Source organism: Superficieibacter sp., assembly GCF_032071645.1.
GTDB lineage: Bacteria > Pseudomonadota > Gammaproteobacteria > Enterobacterales > Enterobacteriaceae > Superficieibacter.
On the sequence record NZ_DAMAPU010000001.1, the window covers coordinates 671,242 to 694,981 of the forward strand.

Here is a 23,740-nt window from a genome sequence, read left to right on the forward strand (position 1 = left end):
GATGGCTCCTCAGCGCCCAAGATAAACGTCGATCACCTGTTCATTGGCCTGCACTTCCCGCAATGAGCCTTCTGCCAGCACCTGCCCCTGATGCAGCACGGTCACGCGGTCGGCGATGGTCTCTACAAACCCCATGTCATGCTCCACCACCATCAGCGAGTGCTTCCCCGCCAGCTGGCGAAACAGTTCGGCGGTATATTCCGTTTCCGCATCGGTCATTCCTGCGGCAGGTTCATCCAGCAGCAACAGATGCGGCTCCTGCACCAGCAGCATACCGATTTCCAGAAACTGCTTTTGCCCGTGGGATAAAAGCCCGGCACGACGATCGCGCTCGCCATGCAGGCGGAGCAGCCGCAGCGTTTCGTCAATCCGATCCTGCTGCTCGCTGTTTAAGCGTGCGCGCAGTGTCGCCAGCACGGATTTATCGGTTTTGAGCGCCAGTTCGAGGTTTTCGGCAACGGTCAGCGCTTCAAATACCGTGGGTTTCTGGAATTTCCGTCCGATCCCCCGCCGGGCAATCTCAATGGGGTCGAGCCGGGTCAGTTCCAGCGACTGGTCGTAAAGCGCGCGGCCGCTTTGTGGCCGGGTTTTTCCGGTGATCACGTCCATCAGCGTGGTTTTACCCGCGCCGTTTGGACCAATCACGCAGCGCAGTTCGCCCACGCCGATTTGCAGCGAGAGATTAGTCAGCGCCTGAAAACCATCAAAGTTCACGTTGATGTTCTCCAGCTGGAGAACCGGATCGGTGCGATCGCGAAAACGGTCGGTCGGTTGCTGGCGAGTGAAAAGACCGGCATCAGGTTGCATTACTTCTCTCCTTTTCGCAGCAGGCCAATAACGCCGCGCGGTAAAAACAGCGTGACCACAATAAATATCAATCCAAGGAAAAGTTGCCAGTATTCCGGCATCGCCACCGTAAACAGGCTTTTGGCTCCGTTCACCAGACCCGCGCCCAGCACCGGGCCGATCAGCGTGCCGCGTCCGCCGAGCGCCACCCAAATCGCTGCCTCAATGGAATTGGTCGGCGACATTTCGCCAGGATTGATAATCCCGACCTGCGGAACGTACAGCGCACCCGCCAGCCCGCAAAGCACGGCGGACAGAGTCCAGACCAGCAGTTTGAAGCCACGCGGATCGTAGCCACAGAACATCAGCCGGTTTTCGGCATCGCGCACGGCGGTGAGAACCCGCCCGAATTTACTCCGGGCCAGCGCATATCCCACGCAGAGCGACAGCATCAGCAGTAGCACCGTCGCCAGAAACAGCGCCACGCGGGTTGAGGTCGCCGCCACGGGGAATCCGAGGAGAGTGGTAAAGCCGGTGAAGCCATTGTTGCCGCCGAAGCCGGTTTCATTACGAAAAAACAGCAGCATCCCGGCGAAGGTCAGCGCCTGGGTCATGATGGAAAAATAGACCCCTTTGATTTTCGAGCGAAACGCAAAGTAACCAAACACCAGCGCCAGCAGCCCCGGCACCAGCACGATCAGCACCAGTGCCCAGGCAAAATGCTGCGTTCCCCACCAGAACCACGGTAGTTCACTCCAGGAAAGGAAGGACATAAACGCGGGCAAACCGTCGCCAGCGGCCTGGCGCATCAGATACATGCCCATCGCGTAGCCGCCGAGGGCAAAAAAGATGCCGTGACCCAGCGACAGCAATCCGGCGTAGCCCCAGACCAGATCCAGTGCCACCGCCACCACCGCGTAGCAGAGGATTTTTCCGGTCAGGGTCAGCGCCCAGGTTGAGAGCGCCAGCGGGTGATCGGCGGGCAGCAGCGCCAGAAATGGCAGGATCAACAGCGCCGCCATCAGCAGGCCGCCGACCACGCGCAGAGTGCGTGGCGCTTTCTGCGCCACCGTTAACGTTAAAGGCTGGCTCATTAATCGATGACCCTCCCTTTCAGGGCAAACAGCCCCTGCGGACGTTTCTGAATAAACAAAATGATCAGCACCAGAATGAGGATTTTGCCGAGTACCGCGCCCATTTGCGGTTCGAGAATTTTATTGAATATTCCCAGACCAAACGCCGCCGCGACGCTACCGGCAAGCTGGCCGACACCGCCCAGCACTACCACCAGGAAGGAGTCGATAATATACCCCTGACCGAGTTCCGGGCCGACATTCCCCAGTTGAGATAACGCCACGCCGCCAAGTCCGGCAATGCCGGAGCCGAGGCCAAAGGCCAGCATGTCAACGCGCCCGGTCGGCACGCCGCAGCAAGCTGCCATCGCCCGGTTTTGCGTGACCGCCCGCACATTCATGCCAAGCCGCGTTTTATTGAGGATCAGCCAGGTAAAGAACAGCACCAGCAGGACGAATCCCAGCACCACAACCCGGTTCCATGGCAGGATCAGATTCGGCAACGCCTGAATTCCGCCGGACAGCCAGCCAGGGTTTGCGACCTCAACGTTCTGGGCACCAAACAACATCCGCACCAGTTGGATCAGCATCAGGCTGATGCCCCACGTCGCCAGCAGCGTTTCCAGCGGGCGGCCGTACAAATGGCGGATAACAGTGCGCTCCAGCAACATGCCGATACCCGCCGTTACGCCAAAAGCAATCGGCAGCGCCACCAGCGGATAAAATGCCAGCCACTGCGGCGTAAGCTGGCTCATCGCCTGCTGCACCAGCCAGCTGCTGTACGCGCCCAGCATCAGCATTTCGCCGTGGGCCATATTGATGACGCCGAGCAGCCCGTAGGTGATCGCCAGTCCCAGCGCCGCCAGCAGCAGAATCGATCCCAGCGACAGTCCCATAAATGCCTGACCCAGCAGGTCGCCTAAGAGCAGCCGCTGTTTAATCTGCTTCAGGCTGTCTGCGGCGGCCTGGCGCACGCTGGCGTCAGGCTCGTTCTGCGGGTCGGTAAAGGGCACCAGCCGCGACTGGATTTCGGGATCGGTTGATTCTCCGAGCGTAATAGCCGCCGTGCGGCGCAGCGCAGCGTCCGGGCTGGCCAGTTGCAATATGGCCAGCGCGAGGGTTAATTCTTCGCGCACGCTGTCATCCGGCTCAGCTTTCGCGCGCTGCTCCAGCAATGTCAACATGGCAGGCTGGGCATCACGGCGTAATGTTTTTGCCGCGGCCCGCCTTTCTGTGACGTTGTCACTTATTATCAGATGGCTGGCAAGGGTTGCAGCCGCGAGCGTGCGCAGGCGATTGGTCAGACGTACTTTTTTAAGGTTGCCCTCTGCGGCCTTCGCCTCACCCAACGCAACCGGACGATCGCCTTGCAGCGTAAAGGCGTGGTGCTGGCTGTCGGCACTGAGGTTTTCAGCAACCAGCGCCCGTAGAAAGGGAATGCGCGCCGCCTGGGGTTTTCCGGCCCACTGCTCCAGCAGCGTAGCCTGTTGCGTCCGGCTGGCGGCCACAAAATCGTCCGCATCCGACGCCTGCGCGCTTACGGACAGTAGCCCGGTCAGGAATAATAAACCGCACAGTATGCGCATGGCGTTCATCATCATCGTCTCTCCAGAAACTGGCCCTCCCGTGGGAGGGCAAAAAATCATTGACCTGCCGTTTTTACCGGGCTTTCAGATTTTTTATCGTTTCCGGGAATGAAGGGACTCCACGGCTGGGCGCGGACCGGCTCCTCGGTTTGCCAGACCACGTTAAACTGGCCGTTATTCTCAATTTCGCCAATCATGACCGGTTTGTGCAGATGGTGATTGGTTTTATCCATGGTCAGCGTAAACCCGGACGGCGCGGCAAAAGTCTGTCCTGCCATCGCGTCACGCACCTTATCCACATCGGTGGTCCCGGCTTTTTCAACCGCCTGCGCCCACATATGCAGCCCCACCCAGGTGGCTTCCATCGGATCGTTGGTCACAACGGTATCCGCATTCGGCAGTTTGCGGGCTTTGGCCCAGGCTTTGTAATCGGCGACAAATTTCTGGTTGGTCGGATTATCAATGGATTCGAAGTAATTCCACGCCGCCAGATTGCCAACCAGCGGTTTGGTATCAATGCCGCGCAGTTCTTCTTCGCCCACCGAGAACGCCACTACCGGCACGTCGGTGGCCTTCAGCCCCTGATTCGCCAGCTCTTTATAAAAGGGAACGTTGGAATCGCCGTTAATGGTTGAAACCACGGCCGTCTTGCCGCCCGCCGAGAATTTTTTGATATTGGCGACGATGGTCTGATAATCGCTGTGGCCGAACGGGGTATACACTTCTTCGATATCTTTATCCTGCACGCCTTTTGAATGCAGGAAAGCGCGCAGGATTTTATTGGTGGTGCGCGGATACACGTAGTCAGTCCCCAGCAGGAAGAAGCGTTTTGCACTGCCGCCATCTTCGCTCATCAGATACTCCACCGCCGGAATAGCCTGCTGGTTCGGCGCCGCGCCGGTGTAAAACACGTTAGGCGACATCTCTTCACCCTCATACTGCACCGGGTAAAACAACAGCCCGTTCAGCTCTTCAAACACCGGCAAAACTGACTTACGCGAAACGGACGTCCAGCAGCCAAAGACCACCGCGACTTTATCCTGGGACAAAAGCTGGCGTGCTTTTTCAGCAAACAGCGGCCAGTTAGACGCCGGGTCAACCACCACCGGCTCCAGCTTTTTGCCCAGCACGCCACCCTTCGCATTGATTTCATCAATGGTCATCAGCGCCACGTCTTTTAACGGTGTTTCGGAAATCGCCATCGTCCCGGACAGCGAATGCATAATGCCGACTTTAATGGTATCCGCAGCATAGACGCTAAAGGTCATTCCCATGCTGACGACAGAGGCGGAGAGTGCGAAGGCTTTTAATAACGTGCGACGTTGCATAATTCACTCCTGAATATTCAAAAAACCCAGACCAAAGAATTGACTCAGGAGAGATAAGGCAAAAAGGATGCCAGGTATGAAAATGCGTGAAGATGCGGCAGGGTCGCGCAGAGAATGGAGGCAAAAGCGTTATTCTGGCACAGCGTTGCCTTATAAAAGTGCAACGCCGTACCGGGTAAAGTGATTACCAGACCTGGGCGGCAATGCCCGTCACCAGACGGACTTTGTCCCACTGCTGCTGTTCCGTCAGGGAATTACCCTCTTCCGTGGAGGCAAAACCGCACTGCGGGCTGAGGCAAATCTGTTTCAAATCCACGTATTTTGCCGCTTCCTGCAACCGGCTTTTAATCCCTTCAGGATTTTCCAGTTCGCCATTTTTAGTGGTGATCAGACCCAGCACCACCTGCTGGTGGCCCGGACGGATGAAGCGCAGTGGGGCAAAATCACCGGAGCGATCGTTATCATATTCCAGGAAGAAGGCATCAACGTTTACCGAGCCGAACAGCACTTCTGCCACCGGCTCGTAGCCGCCTTCTGAGATCCACGTTGAGCGGAAGTTGCCCCGGCAAACGTGCAGGCTGATGGTCAGATCTGCGGGTTTACCTTCCAAAGCGCGGTTCAGCACGCGGGCATAGATGTGCGCCAGTTCATCAGGATCTTCGCCGCGCTCGCGCACCTGGCGACGCTGGTCGTCCGAGCATAAATAGGCCCAGACGGTATCATCAAGCTGCAAATAGCGGCAGCCCGCCGCGTAAAAGGCATGGATCGCATCACGCCAGGTCGTTGCCAGATCGTCAAAATAGTCGGCCAGATCCGGGTAAACGCTGGCATCAATATCTTTACGTCCGCCGCGAAAATGCAGCACGCTCGGTGACGGGATGGTCATTTTTGGTTCAGCGCTGCCGCTGATGCTTTTCAGATAGCGAAAATCTTCCAGCATCGGGTGATCGCCAAAACCCAGTTTGCCGGTCACGCGCACGCCGTGGGCTTTGGTCTGCACGCCGTTAAACTGGATGCCTTTGTCGGAATCGTAACGCTCAACGCCCTGCAAGCCGTCGAAGAAATCGAAATGCCACCACGCGCGGCGGAATTCACCGTCGGTGACGACATGCAGGCCGCAGTCACACTGGTGCTGGACGACTTCGCGGATCGCTGAATCCTCCACCGCACGCAGTTGCCGGGCGGAGATCTCCCCTTTTGCCAGCTGCTGACGCGCCAGCTTAATGCTTTCCGGGCGTAAAAAACTGCCGACGATATCTGCGCGGTACGGACCATGTTGAGCTGACATACTTTCTCCTTTGCTACAGCCAGAGTAATTGCCTGTAGTGATAATTCACTTTGTGAACATCCAGACTTCTGGATGGCTATATGTCCGAAAGATGACATAATACCGCCCGCCGTGCAAAGGAGAATTTTTCATATGACGTGAATAATATTCACGTTCATGCTTCAGGAGCCACGTTAAAAGCAAAACCTTCATCCTGCCAGCCGGTCATCCCGCCCAGCATGATTTTCACCGGTCGCCCCAGCCGGGCAATATTTAGCGCGGCTTTATCCGCCCCGTTACAGTGCGGTCCGGCGCAATAAACGACAAACAGCGTCTCTTCCGGCCACTGCGCCAGGCGCTGCGCGTTGATCTCCGCATGAGGCAGATGCAGCGCGCCGGGAATATGCTGGCGGGCGAAGCTTTGCGGGCTGCCGATGGCGTGCAGCAACACAAAATCCTGCTGCCGTTGCGCCATGGCGTGGTAGACGTCCGAACAGTCGGTTTCGAAACTCAGTCGGCGGGAAAAATGGTCGGCTGCGGCGTCAGCGCTGGCGGCGGGATAACGGGTAACATCACTCATGGTATATTCTCCGGGTTTATGATACCCATTATCTCATCAAAAAAACCGTTGGAAGACCGCCCTCCGCTATGCCAGAAAACGCCCGAATTATGACAAATTGCCCGCATCATGTTGTCGCCCTGGCTTACGACGGGCTGTGTACGTTTGAATTTGGCGTGGCGGTCGAAATTTTCGGGCTGCCGCGCCCGGAATTTGGTGACGACTGGTATCAGTTTAGCGTCGCTGCCGTAGACGCCGGGGAGATGCGGGCAACGGGCGGCATTCGCCTCATGACCGATGGCGGGCTGGATCTGCTAAGCCTGGCGAATACCATCATCGTGCCTGGCTGGCGCAGCCCTGATGCGCCGGTGCCTGAGCCCCTGGTGCAAGCCTTACGCCAGGCACACGCCCGCGGCTGCCGGATGGTGTCGATTTGTTCCGGGGTATTCGTGCTGGCGGCGGCCGGGCTGCTGGCGGGCCTGAAAGCCACCACCCACTGGCGCTATACCGGGATTTTACAGCAGCGTTTTCCCGACATTCATGTGATTAACGATGTGCTGTATATCGATCAGCAGCGGGTAATGACCTCGGCGGGCAGCGCGGCGGGTATCGATCTCTGTCTGCATGTGGTGCGTGAGGATTTTGGTCTGGAGAAGGCGAACAGCGTGGCGCGTCGGCTGGTGATCCAACCACATCGCGACGGTTCGCAGGCCCAGCAGACGCAGCGCCCGGTAGCGAAGGCGCGGGAAAGCCGCTCCCTGGGCCAGCTGTTTGACTATCTTCACCAGCATCTTGCCCGGCCGCACAGTGTGGATTCACTGGCGCAACGAGCCGGAATGAGTCCCCGCACCCTGCTCCGGCGCTTTGAGGAAGCAACCGGCACCACGCCTGCCCGCTGGATTTTGCGTGAGCGCCTGCGCTGCGCCCAGGATTATCTGACCACCAGCCGCCATTCTGTTGACGCCATTGCGGAACTGACCGGATTCAGTCATGCCAGCGGGTTGCGCCACCATTTCCGCCAGCATTTCGGGGTATCGCCCGTGCAGTACCGGAAAGCGCAGAGGGAGGATAAGAGTAAAGCCGCCAGCGTCCCGGCGGCCCGGACAGAAGATTAATGACGAAGGGCTGTAAGCGTGTAGCGGAAGTCTTTGATGTCGTTATTCAGTTCAACAACCCGGATATGGCGGTTGCAGATGAACCAAATTTCATCGCGGTCGTTTGCCAGAATGTAGTAGGCATCAGAGGTTTCTGACGGGTTAAAACATCCCAACACGCGATAAGCCGTTTCACTATTAAAGCCGCTTTGTAGGGGCAGCGGGCGCGGACCATTTTCCAGCTCCTGCATCCTGACGTAGAGACCTTGTTCAAGCCATAGCATAAGCATCCTTATTTATTGTCAGTGTCGCTAAGCAGCGGGATCAAAAAAACAGCACCAGGATGGGCAGGTTTTGTTCACCGTGCATTCCCTTTCGGGAGATAATTTGAGAATAGTTGTGGTGGGGTTATTTCGCCATCGGTGGGGGCGTTTTTTTTACCGGGAGGCCGCTGTCTCTCTGACCCGATGAAAAAAGTTACAGCATTGTTATTTATTTAGATTTTTTAAAATTATTTTTGCTTTCGCATTTGTACATTTGCCGGTTTGTGACTAGTTTAAATACGTTGATTTTAAGACCACCCGCAACGTCGGGTGATCCCCACAATTATTAACTATGCACGGTGCAACATACAAAATGTCTACACAAGAAGTCGACCATAGCTCCCCGTTAGCGTTTCCTTACAGTCATGATGATGCCGGGCAAAAAGTCATTTCTGAGATTACGCAACATCTTATGTCTAAAAAAACCGTTGTGAATAATAAAGATATCATTCTGGAGCTGATTGTACGGCTGGAAACAGAATCCGATATCGTCAAACTGGACATCTACCGCAGTGCATTAGAAATGGTTGTGCTGAATACCCCTGACGATATTTAACTTAAGTCAGTCTGCGTACCCATAAAAGAACGGGCATTTGCCCGTTCTTTTATTTTAGTTAAGACCGCTTAATCCACGATTTTGTAACATCGGCTCAATGCGCGGATCGCTACCGCGCCACTGGCGATAAAGCGCTTCTAAATCTTCGCTGTTGCCGCGCGACAAAATCGCCTCGCGAAAACGCTGACCGTTCTGCGCACTTAATCCGCCCTGCTCAACAAACCACTGATAGCCATCATCCGCCAGCATCTGCGTCCACAGGTAGGCGTAATAACCCGCAGCGTAGCCGCCGCCAAAAATATGGGCAAAGTAACTACTGCGATAGCGTGGCGGCACGGCAGGTAAATCCAGGTTTTCCCGGTGAATCGCCGCGGTTTCAAAGGCGTTCACGTCGTCCGGCACTTCACTTGACGAGACGCTGTGCCAGTTCATATCCAGCAGCGCGGCGCTGAGCAACTCGGTCATTTCATAGCCTTTATTGAAATGCGCAGCGTTCAGCATTTTCTCCTGTAGCGCCTGCGGCATTGGCTCCCCGGTCTGGTGATGACGGGCATAGCGGGCAAATACCTGCGGATGCCTTGCCCAGTGCTCGTTGATTTGCGACGGGAACTCCACGAAATCGCGGGGCGTATTGGTCCCGGAAAGACTGGCATAACGCTGACGGGCAAATAAACCGTGCAGGGTATGACCGAACTCGTGGAACAGGGTAATCACATCATCCCAGGAAATCAGCGCGCTATGACCCGCCGCCGGTTTCTGGTAGTTGCAGACGTTATAAATCACCGGCCCAGTGCCGAGCAGCGTGGACTGGTCAACAAAATTGCCCATCCACGCCCCGCCGCTCTTGGATTCACGGGCAAAGAAATCGCCGTAGAACAGCGCCATGCTTTCATTATTATTGTCGAAAATCTCCCAGACGCGCACGTCGGGGTGATACACCGGAATATCATGGCGCTCAACGAAACGGATGCCGAAAAGCTGTGAGGCGGTCCAGAAAACGCCCTCCTCCAGCACCGTGTTTAATTCGAGATAAGGTTTGACGGCGGATTCGTCAAAAGCATATTTTTGCTGGCGCACCTGCCCGGCATAAAAATCCCAGTCCCATGCGCGGGCGCTAAAACCGCCGCTCTGACTGTCAATCACCTGCTGAATTTCGCTCAGTTCATGCTGCGCACGATTACGCGCGGCAGGGGTGATTTTACGCATAAACGCCAGGGCCGCATCCGGCGTTTTTGCCATCTGATCGGCAATTTTCCAGCCTGCATAGCTGCCAAAGCCCAACAGCTCGGCCTGCTTTGCCCGGACGTCAACCAGCCGCAGGATCAGCGCGCGGGTGTCATTGGCATCGTTTTTTTCCGTCCGCGACCAGCCGAGGGTAAACAGTTTTTCCCGCGTCTGGCGGTGGCTTAACGCTGCCAGCGCCGGTTGCTGGGTGGTGTTCAGCAGCGGCAGCAGCCAGCGATCCGCCAGCCCCTTTTCGCGTGCAGTGGCAGCGGCAATGGCAATTTCTTCGTCGCTAAGCCCTGCCAGCAGATGCGGATCGTCAACGACCAGCCCACCCGCTTTGTTCGCCGCCATCAGGCGTTGATTAAACTGGCTGGTCAGGGTGGCGGCCTCGGTATTTAACGCTTTCAACGCCGATTTATCCGCTTCGCCGAGGGTCGCCCCCGCCAGTACAAACTGCTGCCTGACCACCTCCACCAGCCGCAGTGATTCTGCATCCAGCCCCAGCGACTGCCGCTGCTGCCAGATCGTTTCGATACGCTGAAACAGCGCATCGTTGAGGTAAATATCGTTCGCCAGCGCCGCCAGTTCGGCGGAAAAGGCTTCGTCCAGCGCCTGAATTGTATCGTTAGTATGCGCATGTGACATCGCAAAAAAGACGCTGGTGACGCGGTTAAGTAACTGGCCGCTGCGCTCAAGGGCAACCAGCGTATTGTCGACATCGGCGGCGGCGGATTGACGGGCAATCGCCGCAACCTCTTCACGCTTTATCCGCAGCCCTTCATCAAACGCCGGGCGGTAGTGGCTGTCATCAATCTGGTCAAAAGGCGGAGCCTGCCAGGGCAAGGAACTGACGTGTAAAAACGGATTATTTTCCAGCATGATTTTCTCCAGAAGCCCGGTGGCGGTATTTCGGTCATTCGCACAAAAATAACGTGGATGCCTCGTTGATCCAATCGCAGGCGGCATTTTTTTGCCACACTTCTTCGGTTTCCTTCAATCAGGGAACACATGTTAAGGTTATATACCCTGAACAATTCACGTTGCAGGAAGGCGGCATGAGAACGAATCCCGATGAGCTTACTGTTGTAAGTGGTTCGGGTGAGTAAACGCAGTCAACGTACCTGCAACATGAAGTATAACGGGTATACAACATAAAAAGCGTTGAGGAACAGTAAGATGATTATTCTGGTAACAGGCGCAACGGCGGGTTTCGGTGAAAGCATCACTCGTCGCTTTGTTGAAAACGGGCATAAAGTCATTGCCACCGGACGTCGCGAAGAACGTTTGCAGGCGCTGAAAAAAGAACTGGGCGAGGCGATTTTTCCGCTTCAGTTAGACGTGCGCGACCGGGCGGCGATTGAAGAAAAACTGGCCTCCCTGCCCGCCGAATGGCGTGAAATCGATATTCTGGTGAACAATGCCGGACTGGCACTCGGCATGGAGCCCGCCCACAAGGCCAGCGTGGAAGACTGGGAAAACATGATCGACACCAACAATAAAGGTCTGGTGTACATGACCCGCGCGGTGCTGCCTGGCATGGTTGAGCGCAATCGCGGCCACATTATTAATCTGGGTTCCACGGCCGGAAGCTGGCCTTACGCAGGCGGCAACGTTTACGGTGCTACCAAAGCGTTTGTCCGTCAGTTCAGCCTTAACCTGCGCACCGACCTGCACGGAACGGCGCTGCGGGTGACCAATATTGAACCAGGACTGGTCGGTGGCACTGAGTTTTCCAACGTGCGTTTTAAAGGCGACGACGAGAAAGCCAGTAAAACCTATGAAAACGCCCATCCGCTCACCGCTGAAGACGTTTCAGAAGCGGTCTGGTGGGTCGCCACCCTGCCGAAACACGTCAACATTAATACCCTGGAAATGATGCCAGTCAGTCAGACCCTGGCGGGCTTAAGCGTGTACAAAGGGTAATTTATCGCCCGGTCGCAAGGCCGGGTACAGAATCATGCGAAACGGTGGTAAAGTTAGCCGGTTAACCTTTTAAAAAGTAAGAACGAATGACCTTCGAAACGCAACTGAATCCAGTACAGCCTGTTAATCAGCAGATCTATCGTATTTTACGCCGGGATATCGTCCACTGTTTGATTGCGCCCGGCACGCCGCTTTCCGAGAAAGAGATCTCAGTGCGTTTCGACGTTTCCCGTCAGCCGGTGCGCGAAGCCTTTATAAAGCTCGCGGAAAACGGTTTGATTCAGATCCGCCCGCAGCGCGGCAGCTACGTGAATAAAATTTCGCTGGCGCAGGTCCGTAATGGCTGCTTTGTACGCCAGGCCATTGAACGAGCCGTGGCCCGCCGCGCCGCCACCATGATTAATGACAATCATATTTATCAGCTTGAACAGAATCTGCATCAGCAGCGCATCGCCATTGAGCGTAAGCAGCTTAACGATTTCTTTCAGCTTGACGATGAGTTTCACCAGAAGCTGGCTCTGATTGCCGACTGCCAGCTGGCGTGGGACACCGTCGAAAACATCAAGGCGACGATCGATCGGGTGCGCTATATGAGTCTCGATCACGTTTCGCCGCCGGAAATGCTGTTGCGCCAGCATCTGGACATTTTTACGTCGCTACAACAGCGCGATGCCGATGCGGTCGAGAATGCGATGGCGCTGCATTTGCAGGAAATCAGCGGTTCCGTGGAGTTGATCCGTCAGGAAAACAGCGACTGGTTTAGTGAAGATTAAAGGCTAAGCCGGGCAGCATTGCGCCGCCCGGCCTGGTTTTTACCGCCCGGAAGCATAGTGCGCCACGGTGGCTTTCGCCCCCTGCGCCAGCAGCGACTGATACGCCTGGGTAACCTTAGCCACAAATTCACTGTTATCAGGCAACGCGGTGCCAAAGATGGCGTCAATGCCCAGCAGAGCCTGAACGCGCGCGGTTCCTTCTTCACTGGCGTTCACCGCCGCCTGAATGACATTCAGCAGCGGATCGCAGACTTCAATCGCTTCGCCCTTCTCATCCACACCGCCGACATAACGCATCCAGCCCGCGACGCCCAGCGCCAGCAAATCGAAATGACCGTTATTCGCCAGATGCCAGCGCACGGAGTCGAGCATACGCTGCGGCAGCTTCTGGCTACCGTCCATCGCGATTTGCCAGGTACGGTGACGCAGTGCCGGGTTGCTGTAGCGCTCAATCAGTAAATCCGCATAGCGGCGTAAATCAACCCCCTGAACTTTCAGCGTCGGAGCCTGTTCCTGAAGCATCAGCGCATGGGCGGCACGGCGATAATTCTCATCTTCCATACAGTCATTAATATGTTGATAGCCCGCCAGATAGCCGAGATACGCCAGGAAGGAGTGACTGCCGTTGAGCATACGCAGCTTCATTTCTTCGAAAGGAATGACGTCAGCCACCAGTTCGGCACCGGCTTTTTCCCAGGCCGGGCGACCGGCCACGAAGTTATCTTCAATCACCCACTGACGGAAAGGCTCGCAGGCCACGCCAGCCGGATCGCGCACGCCGGTCAGCTGCTCGATTTTATCCAGCGTTTCCGGCGTAACGGCGGGAACAATGCGGTCAACCATCGTGGAGGGGAACGTCACGTTCTGCTCGATCCAGTTCGCCAGATCGTCATTCAGCGCACGAGCATAGGCACATACCACGTTGCGCATGACATGACCGTTTTCCGGCATGTTGTCGCAGGACATCACGCTGAACGCTGGCAGGCCAGCGGCTTTGCGACGCGCCAGCGCTTCCACCACCACGCCGACCGCCGATTTTGGCTGCTGCGGCTGCTCCAGGTCCCCGGCGATTAACGGATGATCGAGCATCAGTTGTCCGGTGGCCGGTGAGTGGCAGTACCCTTTTTCAGTGATGGTCAGCGAGACGATAGCAATTTGCGGCTCGCACATTTTTGCCAGCACGGTTTCAAGTCCATCGACCTGCGCATGAAGCGCTTCTTTTACCACGCCCACGACACGGGCGGTCCAGGCATCGGCGGACATTTCCGCCACCGTATAAAGGTTATCCTGCTGTCTGAGATCGGCAATCTGCTGCTCGCCGCCGATAAGATTCACCTCAATATATCCCCAGTCGCTGGCGTGTTCAGACGCCAGGATATCGGCGTAAACGCCCTGATGCGCACGGTGAAAAGCGCCAAAACCGAGGTGAACAATGCGGGCGACCAGTTTACTGCGGTCGTAGCCGGGTAGCGTTGCTTTTGCCTTTAACAATCTGGTTTGCATGATAATACTCGTTTTGATAAATGAAACGGTGGTTCATTAGATTACGATGTCGCGAAAATCACTTTATGATTTGCGACAGGATTTAACGACTACCTCATCTAGAATGGTAACCAAATGTGTCAGAAGGGGCGTCATTTGACGCCCCTTCTGTCAGTTTTAACTGTAGTGGTGAACCTGAGCGGCTTTGCTGGCGTGCGTGACATCGGCGGCATCGTTAACAAGGCTTAAATCGCGATCTTTGACCTCCGGCATCAGGAACGCCGACAGCAAACCGATGAGAGAATAAATGATAACCATCGCCAGAATTGGCCACCATGAACCGGTCATGTTGCAGAAAATACCTGCCAGCACCGGCCCAAAACCCACGGCGACTAAACCCCCGGCCTCTTTGGCAATCGCCATTCGGGTAAAACGATTACGGGAGCCAAACATTTCCGCCATAGTGATATTTTCCAGTGCGAACAGACCCAGCACCGCGAAATTATGAATGACGATTAACGCCGCCATAATGACGCCGGGCTTGTAGCTGCTGTCGACAATAATTGACAGCATCGGCCACGCCAGCACAATTGCTGAGATATTCAGAATAATATAAGGCAGACGGCGACCAAATTTATCCGACAGCCAACCCAGTAACGGAATAGTGATAAAACCGATAACCGAACTGATCATTAACGCATCAGTAGGAATACTTTTATCAAACAGCAGCGTTTGTACTAAATAACCGGCAAGAAACGTCTGGATTAACCCGGAATTCCCTGCCTGACCAAATCGCAGCCCGGTAGCCAGCCAGAACGATTTGCTTTTAAACATGGCGCCTAACGTATTTTGCTGCGGATCGATTTTTGCTGGCGCATGTTCTCCATCATTGACCTTCTCGAATACCGGACTCTCTTTCAGGTTAAAACGCAGCCAGATTGCAAAGATCATTACCACGACGCTCGCCAGAAACGGCACACGCCAGCCCCATGCCAGGAGTTGTTCCCGATCGAGGACGAAAAACATCACCGCCCAGATTGCCGTTGCACTCAGCGTGCCGCAGTTTGTTCCCATCGCCACCAGTGAAGAAATGATGCCGCGCTTCCCTTTGGGCGCGTACTCAGCCAGCATGGTGCCTGCACCTGAAATTTCCGCACCCGCACCCAACCCCTGAATGATACGCAAAGTGACCAGCAGTACTGGCGCAAAAATGCCGATCTGCGCATAGGTCGGCAGTACGCCGATTAAGGTGGTACAGATCCCCATCATAGTGATGGTGATAAACAGCACCTTTTTACGCCCGATGGTGTCGCCCATTCGGCCAAAAATAAATGCGCCGATAATGCGTGCAATATATCCCGCACCATAAGTGCCCATGGCCAGAATAAGCGCCATCGCTGCAGACTGCTCCGGGAAAAATATTTCATGGAATACCAGTGCTGCGCCAAGAGAATAAAGCTGGAAATCCATAAACTCCAATGCAGTTCCCAGCCATCCTGATACGGCGGCTCTCACTAAATCTTTAGTGCTTCGTTCATGTTTAAGTTGCGTCATATTGGCTATCTCAGAGAGGTAAGATGTGTACCACGCTTCGGCTACACGGACTTATTGAGAAAACGTCAGCAAAACTTTGCAGCATTTGCGCTGATCGCGTTCAAATAAATCAATGGCGTCGGTAACGTGGTGATAGTCAAAAGTATGGGTAATGAGTTTTTCAGGGTCGATCAGCCCTTTGGTCAACCAGTCGATAACGACTGGAAATTTATTGGCATTCAAACGGGAAGAAAAAATGGATAATTCTTTTCCGGTGATCCCCTGCTGGATAATTTCACAGGGTTCACTGGAAAAACCCATAATAGCAATACGCGCCGCTGGCGATGCCAGAGAAATCGCTTCCTGCAAAATCGAAGGATGGCACGCCGCGTCGATAATCAGCGTCGGTTTAATGCCTTTCTCTTCCAGTGCTTTTTGAAGAGACTGCTGCCCGTTATTAATCGTCCAGTCGGCACCGTTTTGCTCGGCCATTGCCAGACGTTCATCGATACGGTCAGTGACGATGATCTGTTTCACGCCATACACACCTTTCAGTGCCTGAACGCAGGTAAGCCCCATTGGACCCGCGCCATAGATTAACGCGATATCATTTTTTCCGGGATTAATCTGGCCTGTGACATTGGCGGCTATCGTAAAAGGTTCGACCATCACCGCCTGGCGCGAGGTCAGCGCGTCGGGAATAGTCCATGCATTGCGTTCTGGCACCACAGCATATTGGCTGAAGCCGCCATCGCGATGCACTCCCAATACCACAAGGCTGGTGCAGACATTGGGTTTGCCAATGGTGCACGGGTAACAGTGACCACAACTGATCACCGGGTCAACCGACACCCGCTCACCCAGACGCTGCGAAGAGACACCCTCCCCGACAGCCTCAATGACGCCGAAAAACTCATGACCGATCACCCTGGGGTATTTTGCAAACGGGTTATGACCACGATAAATATGGCTGTCCGAGCCACAAATACCCGCCAGTTCAATTCTGACCCGGACCTCATCCGCCGTTGGCATGGGTAAATCACGCTCTTCAATAACCAGTTCATTGGGTTTTTTAATAACGATGCTTTTCATCTTGTTTCTCCTCACCAGTTCCACAGCGTGCCATCTTCCAGGCGGGCTACCGGTAAATACGCGGGATCGTAGGGATATTTCGCGGCCAGCTTTTCATCGAATTCAATGCCCAGACCCGGCTTATCACCTGGATGCATATAACCGTTATCAAAGGTCCAGTTGTGCGGGAAGACTTCCAGCATTTGTTCGGAGTAGCCCATATATTCCTGAACGCCGAAATTAGGCACCCACAGATCGAAATGCAGTGCGGCTGCCATGCAGATCGGAGAGAGATCGGACGGGCCATGCGAGCCGGTGCGCACCTGATACAGCGACGCAAAATCGGCAATGCGGCGCATACCGGTAATCCCGCCCGCGTGAGTGATGGTGGTGCGGATATAGTCGATAAGTTGCTCTTCAATCAGCTGTTTGCAGTCCCAGATGCTGTTAAAGACTTCGCCGACCGCCACTGGCGTCACGGTATGCTGGCGGATCAGGCGGAAGCACTCCTGATTTTCAGCAGGCGTCGGATCTTCCATCCAGAACAGCCGATAATCTTCAATGCTTTTACCAAAACGCGCGGCCTCAATCGGCGTCAGACGGTGATGCATGTCGTGCAGCAGATGCTCGTTAAAGCCGAACTTTTCACGCACGGCGGCAAACAGTTTGGGCGTAAAGTCGAGATACTTTTCAGTGGACCACAGTTGCTCTTCCGGCCACTGCCCTTTGGTGGCTGGCTCATAGGCCAGCCCTTTGCCCTTCGACATGCCGTAGGTGGTTTTCATGCCCGGTACGCCGCACTGCACACGGATCGCTTTGAAGCCCATCTCTTTGTGGCGGGCGTAGTCTTCAAGGACGTCATCAAGGGAATGTCCGGTGGTGTGGCAATACACCATGACACCTTCACGCGAAGCGCCGCCCAGCAACTGATATAACGGCATGTTGGCTGCTTTCGCTTTGATATCCCACAGCGCCATATCCACCGCTGAGATTGCCGACATCGTGACCGGCCCGCGCCGCCAGTACGCCCCTTTGTAGAAAAACTGCCAGATGTCTTCGATGCGGTGCGCGTCGCGACCAATAAGCTGCGGGCACAGGTGATCTTTCAGATAGGAGGCCACCGACAGCTCGCGTCCGTTTAACGTTGCGTCGCCCAGACCGGTAATACCGTCTTCGGTAGTAATTTTTAACGTAACAAAGTTACGGCCCGGACAGGTGACAAAAACGTCTGCGGCAATAATTTTCATTTCTGTTCCTTACATCTTTTTCGTGGGATGCAGGGAATTTACGCAACTGAACTACTACCATACAAGTATTAAGATCGAAAAAGCCGTTGTCGATCACAAAAAAGGCGCTCAGGCGCGCCCCCATCCGGCAACGATAATCAGCATGCCGCAAAGCGCCACCAGCGCGCCCAGCCAGTCATAAACGCTGAGTTTTACGCCATCGACCAGCCGCAACCATAGCAACGCGGTGCAGACGTAGACTCCGCCGTAAGCGGCGTAGACACGCCCGCTGGCAGCCGGATGCAGCGTCAACAGCCAGACGAACATCGCCAGCGCCAGCCCGGCGGGTATCAGTAACAACGGCGTAGCCCCGCGCTTCAGCCAGAGCCACGGAAGAAAGCAGCCGACGATTTCGCAAACGGCGGTAACAAAAAACAACAAGGTAATTTTAATCATTTGCCCGGTTCAGTGAGGTTTTGTTCAGACATGATACGGCATAATCAGGTTTTCCTGAGAATCCCGCGCTTTTATCGCACAGCTTGAAGGATGAAGGGTTTAGGGTAAAATCGGCTTATGGGTACTATTCCAGGTACTGAATAAAGGATCTGCAATGAAAATGACACTGAATAAACGTCTGGGCCTGACCGCTCTGCTGGCACTGGCTGCCGTGGTTTATACCGCTTCTGGTCCGGTCCATGCCGAAACCAGCAAACTGGTGATTGAATCGGGCGACAGCGCCCAAAGCCGTCAGAATGCGGCGATGGATAAAGAACAATGGAACGATACCCGCACTTTACGCCAGAAGGTCAACAAGCGTGCGGAAAAAGAGTGGGACAAAGCGGACGTTGCGTTTGACGCTGAAGATAAATGCCAGCAGAGCGCCAACGTGAATGCCTACTGGGAACCGAATACCCTGCGCTGCCTCGATCGCCGCACCGGGCGGGCAGTCAATCCGTAATTCATTATTTTGCAGGAAAGGATTCAGATGACTGACAGTGTTAAGCTCCGCCCTCTTGAGCGTGAAGATCTGCGCTTTGTGCATCAACTGGATAACAATGCCAGCGTCATGCGCTACTGGTTTGAAGAGCCGTACGAGGCTTTTGTTGAACTGTCCGATCTTTACGACAAGCATATTCACGATCAGAGTGAGCGCCGTTTTGTCGTCGTGTGCGACGGCGATAACGTCGGTCTGGTTGAGCTGGTGGAGATCAACCACGTTCACCGCCGCGCTGAGTTCCAGATTATTATCTCCCCGGAGCATCAGGGTAAAGGACTGGCGTCACGGGCCGCGAAGCTGGCGATGGACTACGGCTTTACGGTGTTAAATCTGTATAAGCTCTATTTGATCGTTGATAAAGAGAATGAGAAGGCGATTCATATTTACCGCAAGCTGGGATTCAGAATCGAAGGCGAGCTTATTCATGAATTCTTTATCAACGGTGAATATCGTAACACCATTCGCATGTGTATTTTCCAGCATGAATATCTGGAGACGCACAAGCCATCAGGTTCGACGTTGTTAAAACCTACCGCGCAGTAATCTGCGCGTCAGGGTTAATAATATTTGATTTCGTTTTTAATGGTGTATTCAATTTCCACCGGCGGGGCTGCGCTTTCGTCGGTGATCTGCAATTTGCAGGTCAGCGGATTATCATGGCGATCGTAATCGCAGGTCTGTTTTGCCCGACTGAGCGGATGATTATTCAGCAGGCTTACCGCCGTATAATTCATTTTCTTGCGCGGATCGGCGGGAGGATCGATTTCATCTTCCAGTCGTTTGTCTTTGGCGATAGTGACTTTCGCCAGCGGGTAGCCATCGGCATCGTAGCGATATTCCTTTTGCACATCCTGACCTTTCGCCGCGATGATAAAGCCCCGGTCGTTGGTATCCCAGGTCATTCCTGCTGCCGGAATTTCAGCCAGCTGGCATTTACCCTGCAGGCGCACTTTTTTCTCGTGCGTCTGGGCATCCAGATAAAAATTGGCGTCCAGAATCAGCGCCACGCCGGAGTCATTTTCGACGTCGTGCAGTTCCAGCAGATCAAAGCACCCTTCTTTTGACAGCGAGGCCGAAACCCGCTTCGCCACTTCGCCCTTATCATTGAGCAGCGTCTGGCTAAATTCTTTCACCGGTCCACGCAGTGGGTCAAAGTCAAACTCGCTGGAAAAGCCCGCCATCTCTGGGGTGAAGGCTTCAGGTGGTGCCGGGTCATCGCAGCCGGTCAGTAAGGATGCCAGAGGGAGTAATAAGAGTAATTTCTTCACGTTATCTACCTGATTCGGGATCTTTCTCAATTATAATAGCAAATACAGTCGTTTACACGGTATGTGCTATCCTTTAAATAATGTCACACCTCAGGAGACGACTATGAAGACTTCACGTTGGTTACTTGCGCTGCTGGTGGCAGCAGCAGCCCCGGCGCTGGCGGCCCCGGACTCGTGTGAGCGAGTAAAAAGTGATATCCAGCAAAAAATCATCAACAACGGCGTGCCCGAATCTGGCTTTACGCTGGCGATAGTGCCTAACGATCAGAGCGACCAGCCGGATGCGCAGGTGGTCGGTCACTGCGCCAGTGACACCTATAAAATTCTCTACACGCGCACCAGCAGCGGCAATTATCCGGTCAGCGGTGGTGCCACGCAGGACAGTCAGACCAGCGAACCGCAGTAAATAAGTAAAACCTCAATCCTGGCGTTTAAATATTGTGAGCACTATCAATTAAACGCCAGCTTTTCGACTGAAATCCCCACGTTTTTGACCAGAGATAATTTCTCTTACTCCTGAAGAGGTAGGATGCCCATCATTAGGCCGATATTAATTACGGCCGTTAACGTTTTTAAAACGATAACTATGATGGAGCAATGATGTCCAGTGTCGAAAACCAGGGCGGTATAAGCCGACGAACGCTTGTCAAATCGACGGCAATCGGTTCGCTGGCGTTGGCCGCCACAAATTTTTCATTACCTTTTGGCTTTAAACCCGCCGCCGCTGCGGTCAGGCAGGCATCGCAACCGTCAGAGAAAGTGGTCTGGGGAGCCTGTTCAGTGAACTGCGGCAGTCGCTGCGCGCTACGTCTGCATGTCCGCGATGATGAAGTTTACTGGGTCGAAACCGATAACACCGGGAACGACGTGTACGGCGATCATCAGGTCCGCGCCTGTCTGCGCGGGCGCTCTATCCGTCGGCGCATCAATCATCCTGACCGTCTTAACTACCCCATGAAGCGGGTGGGAAAACGCGGCGAAGGCAAATTTGAACGCATTAGCTGGGACGAAGCGCTGGATAGCATCAGTAACAGCTTAAAAAACGTGGTGCAGAAATACGGCAATGAAGCCGTTTATATTAATTATTCCTCCGGGATTGTCGGCGGAAATATTACCCGCTCATCGCCCTACGCTTCTCTCGTTGCCCGCCTGATGAACTGCTACGGCGGCTTTCTTAGCCATTATGGGACGTACTCGACGGCGCAAATTGCCTGCGCCATGCCTTATACCTACGGGTCGAATGAGGGCAACAGCACCTCGGATATTGAAAACTCAAAACTGGTGGTGATGTTTGGCAACAACCCTGCCGAAACGCGGATGAGCGGCGGCGGGATCACCTGGCTTCTTGAGCAGGCGCGCGAACGTTCAAACGCCAGAATGATCGTTATTGATCCGCGTTATACCGATACCGCTGCCGGACGAGAAGATGAGTGGATACCGATCCGCCCCGGCACGGATGCCGCGCTGGTAGCCGGTCTGGCATGGGTACTCATCAGCGAAAATCTGGTCGATCAGCCTTTTCTGGATCGCTACTGCGTGGGATACGATGAAAAAACGCTGCCCGCAGACGCGCCCGCAAATGGACATTACAAAGCGTATATTCTTGGGGATGGCGAAGACGGCGTTGCCAAAACGCCCACGTGGGCAGCCAGCATTACCGGTATCCCGGCCGATCGGATCATCAAACTGGCGCGGGAAATTGGCACCGCGAAACCCGCGTACATTTGTCAGGGCTGGGGACCGCAGCGTCAGGCCAATGGAGAATTAACCTCACGGGCGATTGCGATGCTGCCGATCCTGACGGGCAATGTGGGCATCAGCGGCGGGAACAGCGGCGCGCGTGAATCCACCTATACCATCACCATTGAACGGATGCCGTTACCGGATAACCCGGTGAAAACGCAAATTTCCTGCTTTAGCTGGACCGATGCCATCGACAGAGGCCCGGAAATGACTGCCCTGCGCGACGGCGTGCGTGGCAAAGATAAGCTCGACGTGCCGATTAAATTTATCTGGAACTATGCGGGGAATACAATCACCAACCAGCACTCTGATATCAACCGAACGCACGATATTTTGCAGGATGAATCCAAATGCGAAACGATCGTGGTGATTGATAATTTTATGACCTCGTCGGCGAAATATGCCGATATTCTGCTGCCGGATTTAATGACCGTTGAGCAGGAAGATATTATTCCCAACGATTACGCCGGAAATATGGGCTACCTGATCTTTATTCAGCCTGCCACCAGCGCAAAATTTGAACGCCGGTCAATTTACTGGATGATGAGCGAAGTCGCCAGACGACTGGGCAGCGGCGTTTACCAGCAGTTCACCGAAGGACGCAGTCAGCAGGATTGGCTGAAATATTTATACGCCCAGATGACAGCAAAAGATCCCCAGCTTCCGTCGTATGAGGAACTAAAAAAAATGGGGATCTATAAACGCCGGGACCCTGCCGGGCATTTTATTGCGTATAAAAAATTCCGCGACGATCCTGAAGCCAACCCGTTGAAGACGCCGTCGGGGAAAATTGAAATTTATTCCCGTCGCCTCGCGGACATTGCCGGAAGCTGGCAGCTTGAAAAAGGCGACGTCATCAGCCCCCTGCCGGTCTACGCCTCTGCCTTTGAAGGCTGGGACGATCCGCTGCGCAGCCAGTTCCCGCTCCAGCTTTTTGGTTTTCATTACAAAGCCCGTACCCACTCAAGCTACGGCAATATTGATGTGCTGAAAGCCGCCTGCCGTCAGGAGGTCTGGCTGAACCCGATCGACGCGCAGAAACGCGGTATCCGTAACGGCGATGCCGTCCGTGTATTCAACGGTCGTGGCGAAGTGCGTACCGTCGCCAAAGTGACACCGCGCATTATGCCGGGGGTCAGCGCGATGGGACAGGGCGCATGGCATGACGCCGATATGTCCGGCGACCGGGTCGATCATGGCTCCTGCATGAATACCCTCACCACCCATCGTCCCTCGCCGCTGGCGAAAGGCAACCCGCAGCATACCAATCTTGTTGAAATCGAGAAGGTCTGAGGAGGCATTGATGAGCACACAATATGGATTTTATATCGATTCCAGCCGCTGTACGGGATGCAAAACCTGCGAACTGGCCTGTAAGGATTACAAGGACTTAACGCCTGACGTCAGCTTCCGCCGCATTTATGAATACGCGGGCGGCGACTGGCAGGAGGATAACGGTACCTGGCGGCAAAATGTCTTTGCCTACTATTTATCGATTGCCTGCAACCACTGTGACGATCCGGCCTGTACCAAAGTTTGCCCCAGCGGAGCCATGCACAAACGTGACGACGGCTTCGTGATCGTCGATGAAGACATCTGCATCGGCTGCCGTTACTGCCATATGGCCTGCCCTTACGGCGCGCCGCAATATAACGCGGCAAAAGGTCATATGACGAAATGCGACGGCTGCCATGACCGCGTGATCAACGAAGGGAAAAAGCCGATCTGCGTGGAGTCCTGCCCGCTGCGGGCGCTCGATTTCGCCCCTGTCGAAGAGCTGCACAAAAAATATGGCAAACTTGCCGCCGTTGCGCCGTTACCGGGCGCGCATTTCACTCGCCCCAATCTGGTGATCAAACCTAACGCCAATACCCGCCCCTGCGGCGATGCGACAGGTTTTCTGGCAAACCCGGAGGAAGTCTGAA

At 54.6% G+C, this 23,740-nt stretch carries 23 protein-coding genes; 9 read left to right on the forward strand and 14 right to left on the reverse strand.

Annotated elements, in window-relative coordinates; genetic code table 11:
• Positions 1–9 precede the first annotated feature (9 nt).
• The 6 genes from urtD to RT197_RS03455 all read right to left on the reverse strand — a co-directional run bounded on the left by urtD (position 10) and on the right by RT197_RS03455 (position 6,620).
• On the reverse strand, positions 10–807 hold the full coding sequence (gene urtD, locus RT197_RS03430; protein WP_312947200.1) for an urea ABC transporter ATP-binding protein UrtD: 798 nt from the start codon (positions 805–807) through the stop codon (positions 10–12).
• On the reverse strand, positions 807–1,880 hold the full coding sequence (urtC, locus tag RT197_RS03435; RefSeq protein WP_312947203.1) for an urea ABC transporter permease subunit UrtC: 1,074 nt from the start codon (positions 1,878–1,880) through the stop codon (positions 807–809). The genes urtD and urtC overlap by 1 nt, the downstream gene beginning before the upstream one ends.
• Complete coding sequence (gene urtB / locus RT197_RS03440) at positions 1,880–3,454, reverse strand: urea ABC transporter permease subunit UrtB (protein WP_312947579.1); 1,575 nt, start codon at positions 3,452–3,454, stop codon at positions 1,880–1,882. The genes urtC and urtB overlap by 1 nt, the downstream gene beginning before the upstream one ends.
• A gap of 47 nt (positions 3,455–3,501) precedes the next feature.
• Positions 3,502–4,773 (reverse strand): urea ABC transporter substrate-binding protein, encoded by a 1,272-nt coding sequence (urtA, locus tag RT197_RS03445; RefSeq protein ID WP_312947206.1) that lies wholly within the window; start codon positions 4,771–4,773, stop codon positions 3,502–3,504.
• A 184-nt stretch (positions 4,774–4,957) separates the two neighbouring features.
• Entirely contained in the window at positions 4,958–6,061 is a 1,104-nt protein-coding gene (locus RT197_RS03450) for a cobalamin-independent methionine synthase II family protein (RefSeq protein WP_312947209.1), read from the reverse strand.
• 154 nt (positions 6,062–6,215) lie between these two features.
• On the reverse strand, positions 6,216–6,620 hold the full coding sequence (locus RT197_RS03455) for a rhodanese-like domain-containing protein (RefSeq protein ID WP_312947212.1): 405 nt from the start codon (positions 6,618–6,620) through the stop codon (positions 6,216–6,218).
• A 68-nt stretch (positions 6,621–6,688) separates the two neighbouring features.
• Here RT197_RS03455 and ftrA point away from each other — a divergent pair, with 68 nt between their 5' ends.
• On the forward strand, positions 6,689–7,714 hold the full coding sequence (gene ftrA, locus RT197_RS03460) for a transcriptional regulator FtrA (RefSeq protein ID WP_312947213.1): 1,026 nt from the start codon (positions 6,689–6,691) through the stop codon (positions 7,712–7,714).
• On the opposite strand, the gene RT197_RS03465 is transcribed toward ftrA, so the two are convergent.
• Positions 7,711–7,977 carry a hypothetical protein gene (locus tag RT197_RS03465; RefSeq protein WP_312947216.1) on the reverse strand — a complete coding sequence of 89 codons (267 nt, stop codon included), beginning with the start codon at positions 7,975–7,977 and terminating at the stop codon, positions 7,711–7,713. The two genes, ftrA and RT197_RS03465, sit on opposite strands and share 4 nt — an antisense overlap.
• A gap of 352 nt (positions 7,978–8,329) precedes the next feature.
• On the opposite strand from RT197_RS03465, the gene RT197_RS03470 reads away from it, so the two are divergent.
• Entirely contained in the window at positions 8,330–8,572 is a 243-nt protein-coding gene (locus RT197_RS03470; RefSeq protein WP_312947218.1) for a biofilm development regulator YmgB/AriR family protein, read from the forward strand.
• 54 nt (positions 8,573–8,626) lie between these two features.
• Here RT197_RS03470 and dcp read toward each other — a convergent pair whose 3' ends face one another.
• A complete protein-coding gene (gene dcp, locus RT197_RS03475; RefSeq protein ID WP_312947220.1) occupies positions 8,627–10,678 on the reverse strand; it encodes a peptidyl-dipeptidase Dcp in 2,052 nt (683 codons plus the stop codon).
• A gap of 297 nt (positions 10,679–10,975) precedes the next feature.
• Between dcp and ydfG the strand changes: the two genes are divergently transcribed.
• A complete protein-coding gene (gene ydfG, locus RT197_RS03480) occupies positions 10,976–11,722 on the forward strand; it encodes a bifunctional NADP-dependent 3-hydroxy acid dehydrogenase/3-hydroxypropionate dehydrogenase YdfG (RefSeq protein ID WP_312947223.1) in 747 nt (248 codons plus the stop codon).
• 86 nt (positions 11,723–11,808) lie between these two features.
• Positions 11,809–12,495: a GntR family transcriptional regulator gene (locus RT197_RS03485; RefSeq protein ID WP_312947225.1), complete on the forward strand. Its 687-nt coding sequence runs from the start codon at positions 11,809–11,811 to the stop codon at positions 12,493–12,495.
• A 39-nt stretch (positions 12,496–12,534) separates the two neighbouring features.
• Here the strand turns inward: RT197_RS03485 and RT197_RS03490 are convergent, their stop codons facing one another.
• The 5 genes from RT197_RS03490 to RT197_RS03510 form a co-directional block, all read right to left on the reverse strand.
• Positions 12,535–13,998, reverse strand: coding sequence for a fructuronate reductase (locus RT197_RS03490; RefSeq protein ID WP_312947228.1), 1,464 nt, complete (start codon positions 13,996–13,998; stop codon positions 12,535–12,537).
• 156 nt (positions 13,999–14,154) lie between these two features.
• On the reverse strand, positions 14,155–15,531 hold the full coding sequence (locus RT197_RS03495) for an MFS transporter (RefSeq protein WP_312947231.1): 1,377 nt from the start codon (positions 15,529–15,531) through the stop codon (positions 14,155–14,157).
• A 51-nt stretch (positions 15,532–15,582) separates the two neighbouring features.
• Positions 15,583–16,602 (reverse strand): Zn-dependent oxidoreductase, encoded by a 1,020-nt coding sequence (locus RT197_RS03500; RefSeq protein WP_312947233.1) that lies wholly within the window; start codon positions 16,600–16,602, stop codon positions 15,583–15,585.
• Positions 16,603–16,613: 11 nt separating this feature from the next.
• On the reverse strand, positions 16,614–17,828 hold the full coding sequence (gene rspA / locus RT197_RS03505; protein ID WP_312947236.1) for a starvation-sensing protein RspA: 1,215 nt from the start codon (positions 17,826–17,828) through the stop codon (positions 16,614–16,616).
• Between the two features lie 108 nt (positions 17,829–17,936).
• The gene (locus tag RT197_RS03510) at positions 17,937–18,263 is read right to left on the reverse strand and encodes a YnfA family protein (protein WP_312947237.1); all 327 of its coding nucleotides are present in this window, start codon (positions 18,261–18,263) and stop codon (positions 17,937–17,939) included.
• Between the two features lie 154 nt (positions 18,264–18,417).
• Here RT197_RS03510 and RT197_RS03515 point away from each other — a divergent pair, with 154 nt between their 5' ends.
• Together RT197_RS03515 and speG are read left to right on the forward strand one after the other, a co-directional pair.
• The gene (locus tag RT197_RS03515) at positions 18,418–18,765 is read left to right on the forward strand and encodes a DUF1283 family protein (RefSeq protein WP_312947238.1); all 348 of its coding nucleotides are present in this window, start codon (positions 18,418–18,420) and stop codon (positions 18,763–18,765) included.
• Between the two features lie 27 nt (positions 18,766–18,792).
• A complete protein-coding gene (speG, locus tag RT197_RS03520) occupies positions 18,793–19,347 on the forward strand; it encodes a spermidine N1-acetyltransferase (protein WP_312947241.1) in 555 nt (184 codons plus the stop codon).
• A 14-nt stretch (positions 19,348–19,361) separates the two neighbouring features.
• On the opposite strand, the gene RT197_RS03525 is transcribed toward speG, so the two are convergent.
• Positions 19,362–20,072, reverse strand: a complete 711-nt coding sequence (locus RT197_RS03525) for a YnfC family lipoprotein (protein WP_312947243.1) — start codon at positions 20,070–20,072, stop codon at positions 19,362–19,364.
• Positions 20,073–20,175: 103 nt separating this feature from the next.
• Between RT197_RS03525 and RT197_RS03530 the strand changes: the two genes are divergently transcribed.
• The 3 genes from RT197_RS03530 to RT197_RS03540 all read left to right on the forward strand — a co-directional run bounded on the left by RT197_RS03530 (position 20,176) and on the right by RT197_RS03540 (position 23,739).
• Positions 20,176–20,478: a DUF1161 domain-containing protein gene (locus RT197_RS03530; RefSeq protein ID WP_312947245.1), complete on the forward strand. Its 303-nt coding sequence runs from the start codon at positions 20,176–20,178 to the stop codon at positions 20,476–20,478.
• Between the two features lie 194 nt (positions 20,479–20,672).
• A complete protein-coding gene (ynfE, locus tag RT197_RS03535) occupies positions 20,673–23,108 on the forward strand; it encodes a selenate/tellurate reductase subunit YnfE (RefSeq protein WP_312947247.1) in 2,436 nt (811 codons plus the stop codon).
• A 10-nt stretch (positions 23,109–23,118) separates the two neighbouring features.
• Positions 23,119–23,739 (forward strand): DMSO/selenate family reductase complex B subunit, encoded by a 621-nt coding sequence (locus RT197_RS03540; protein WP_312947249.1) that lies wholly within the window; start codon positions 23,119–23,121, stop codon positions 23,737–23,739.
• Position 23,740: the final 1 nt, after the last annotated feature.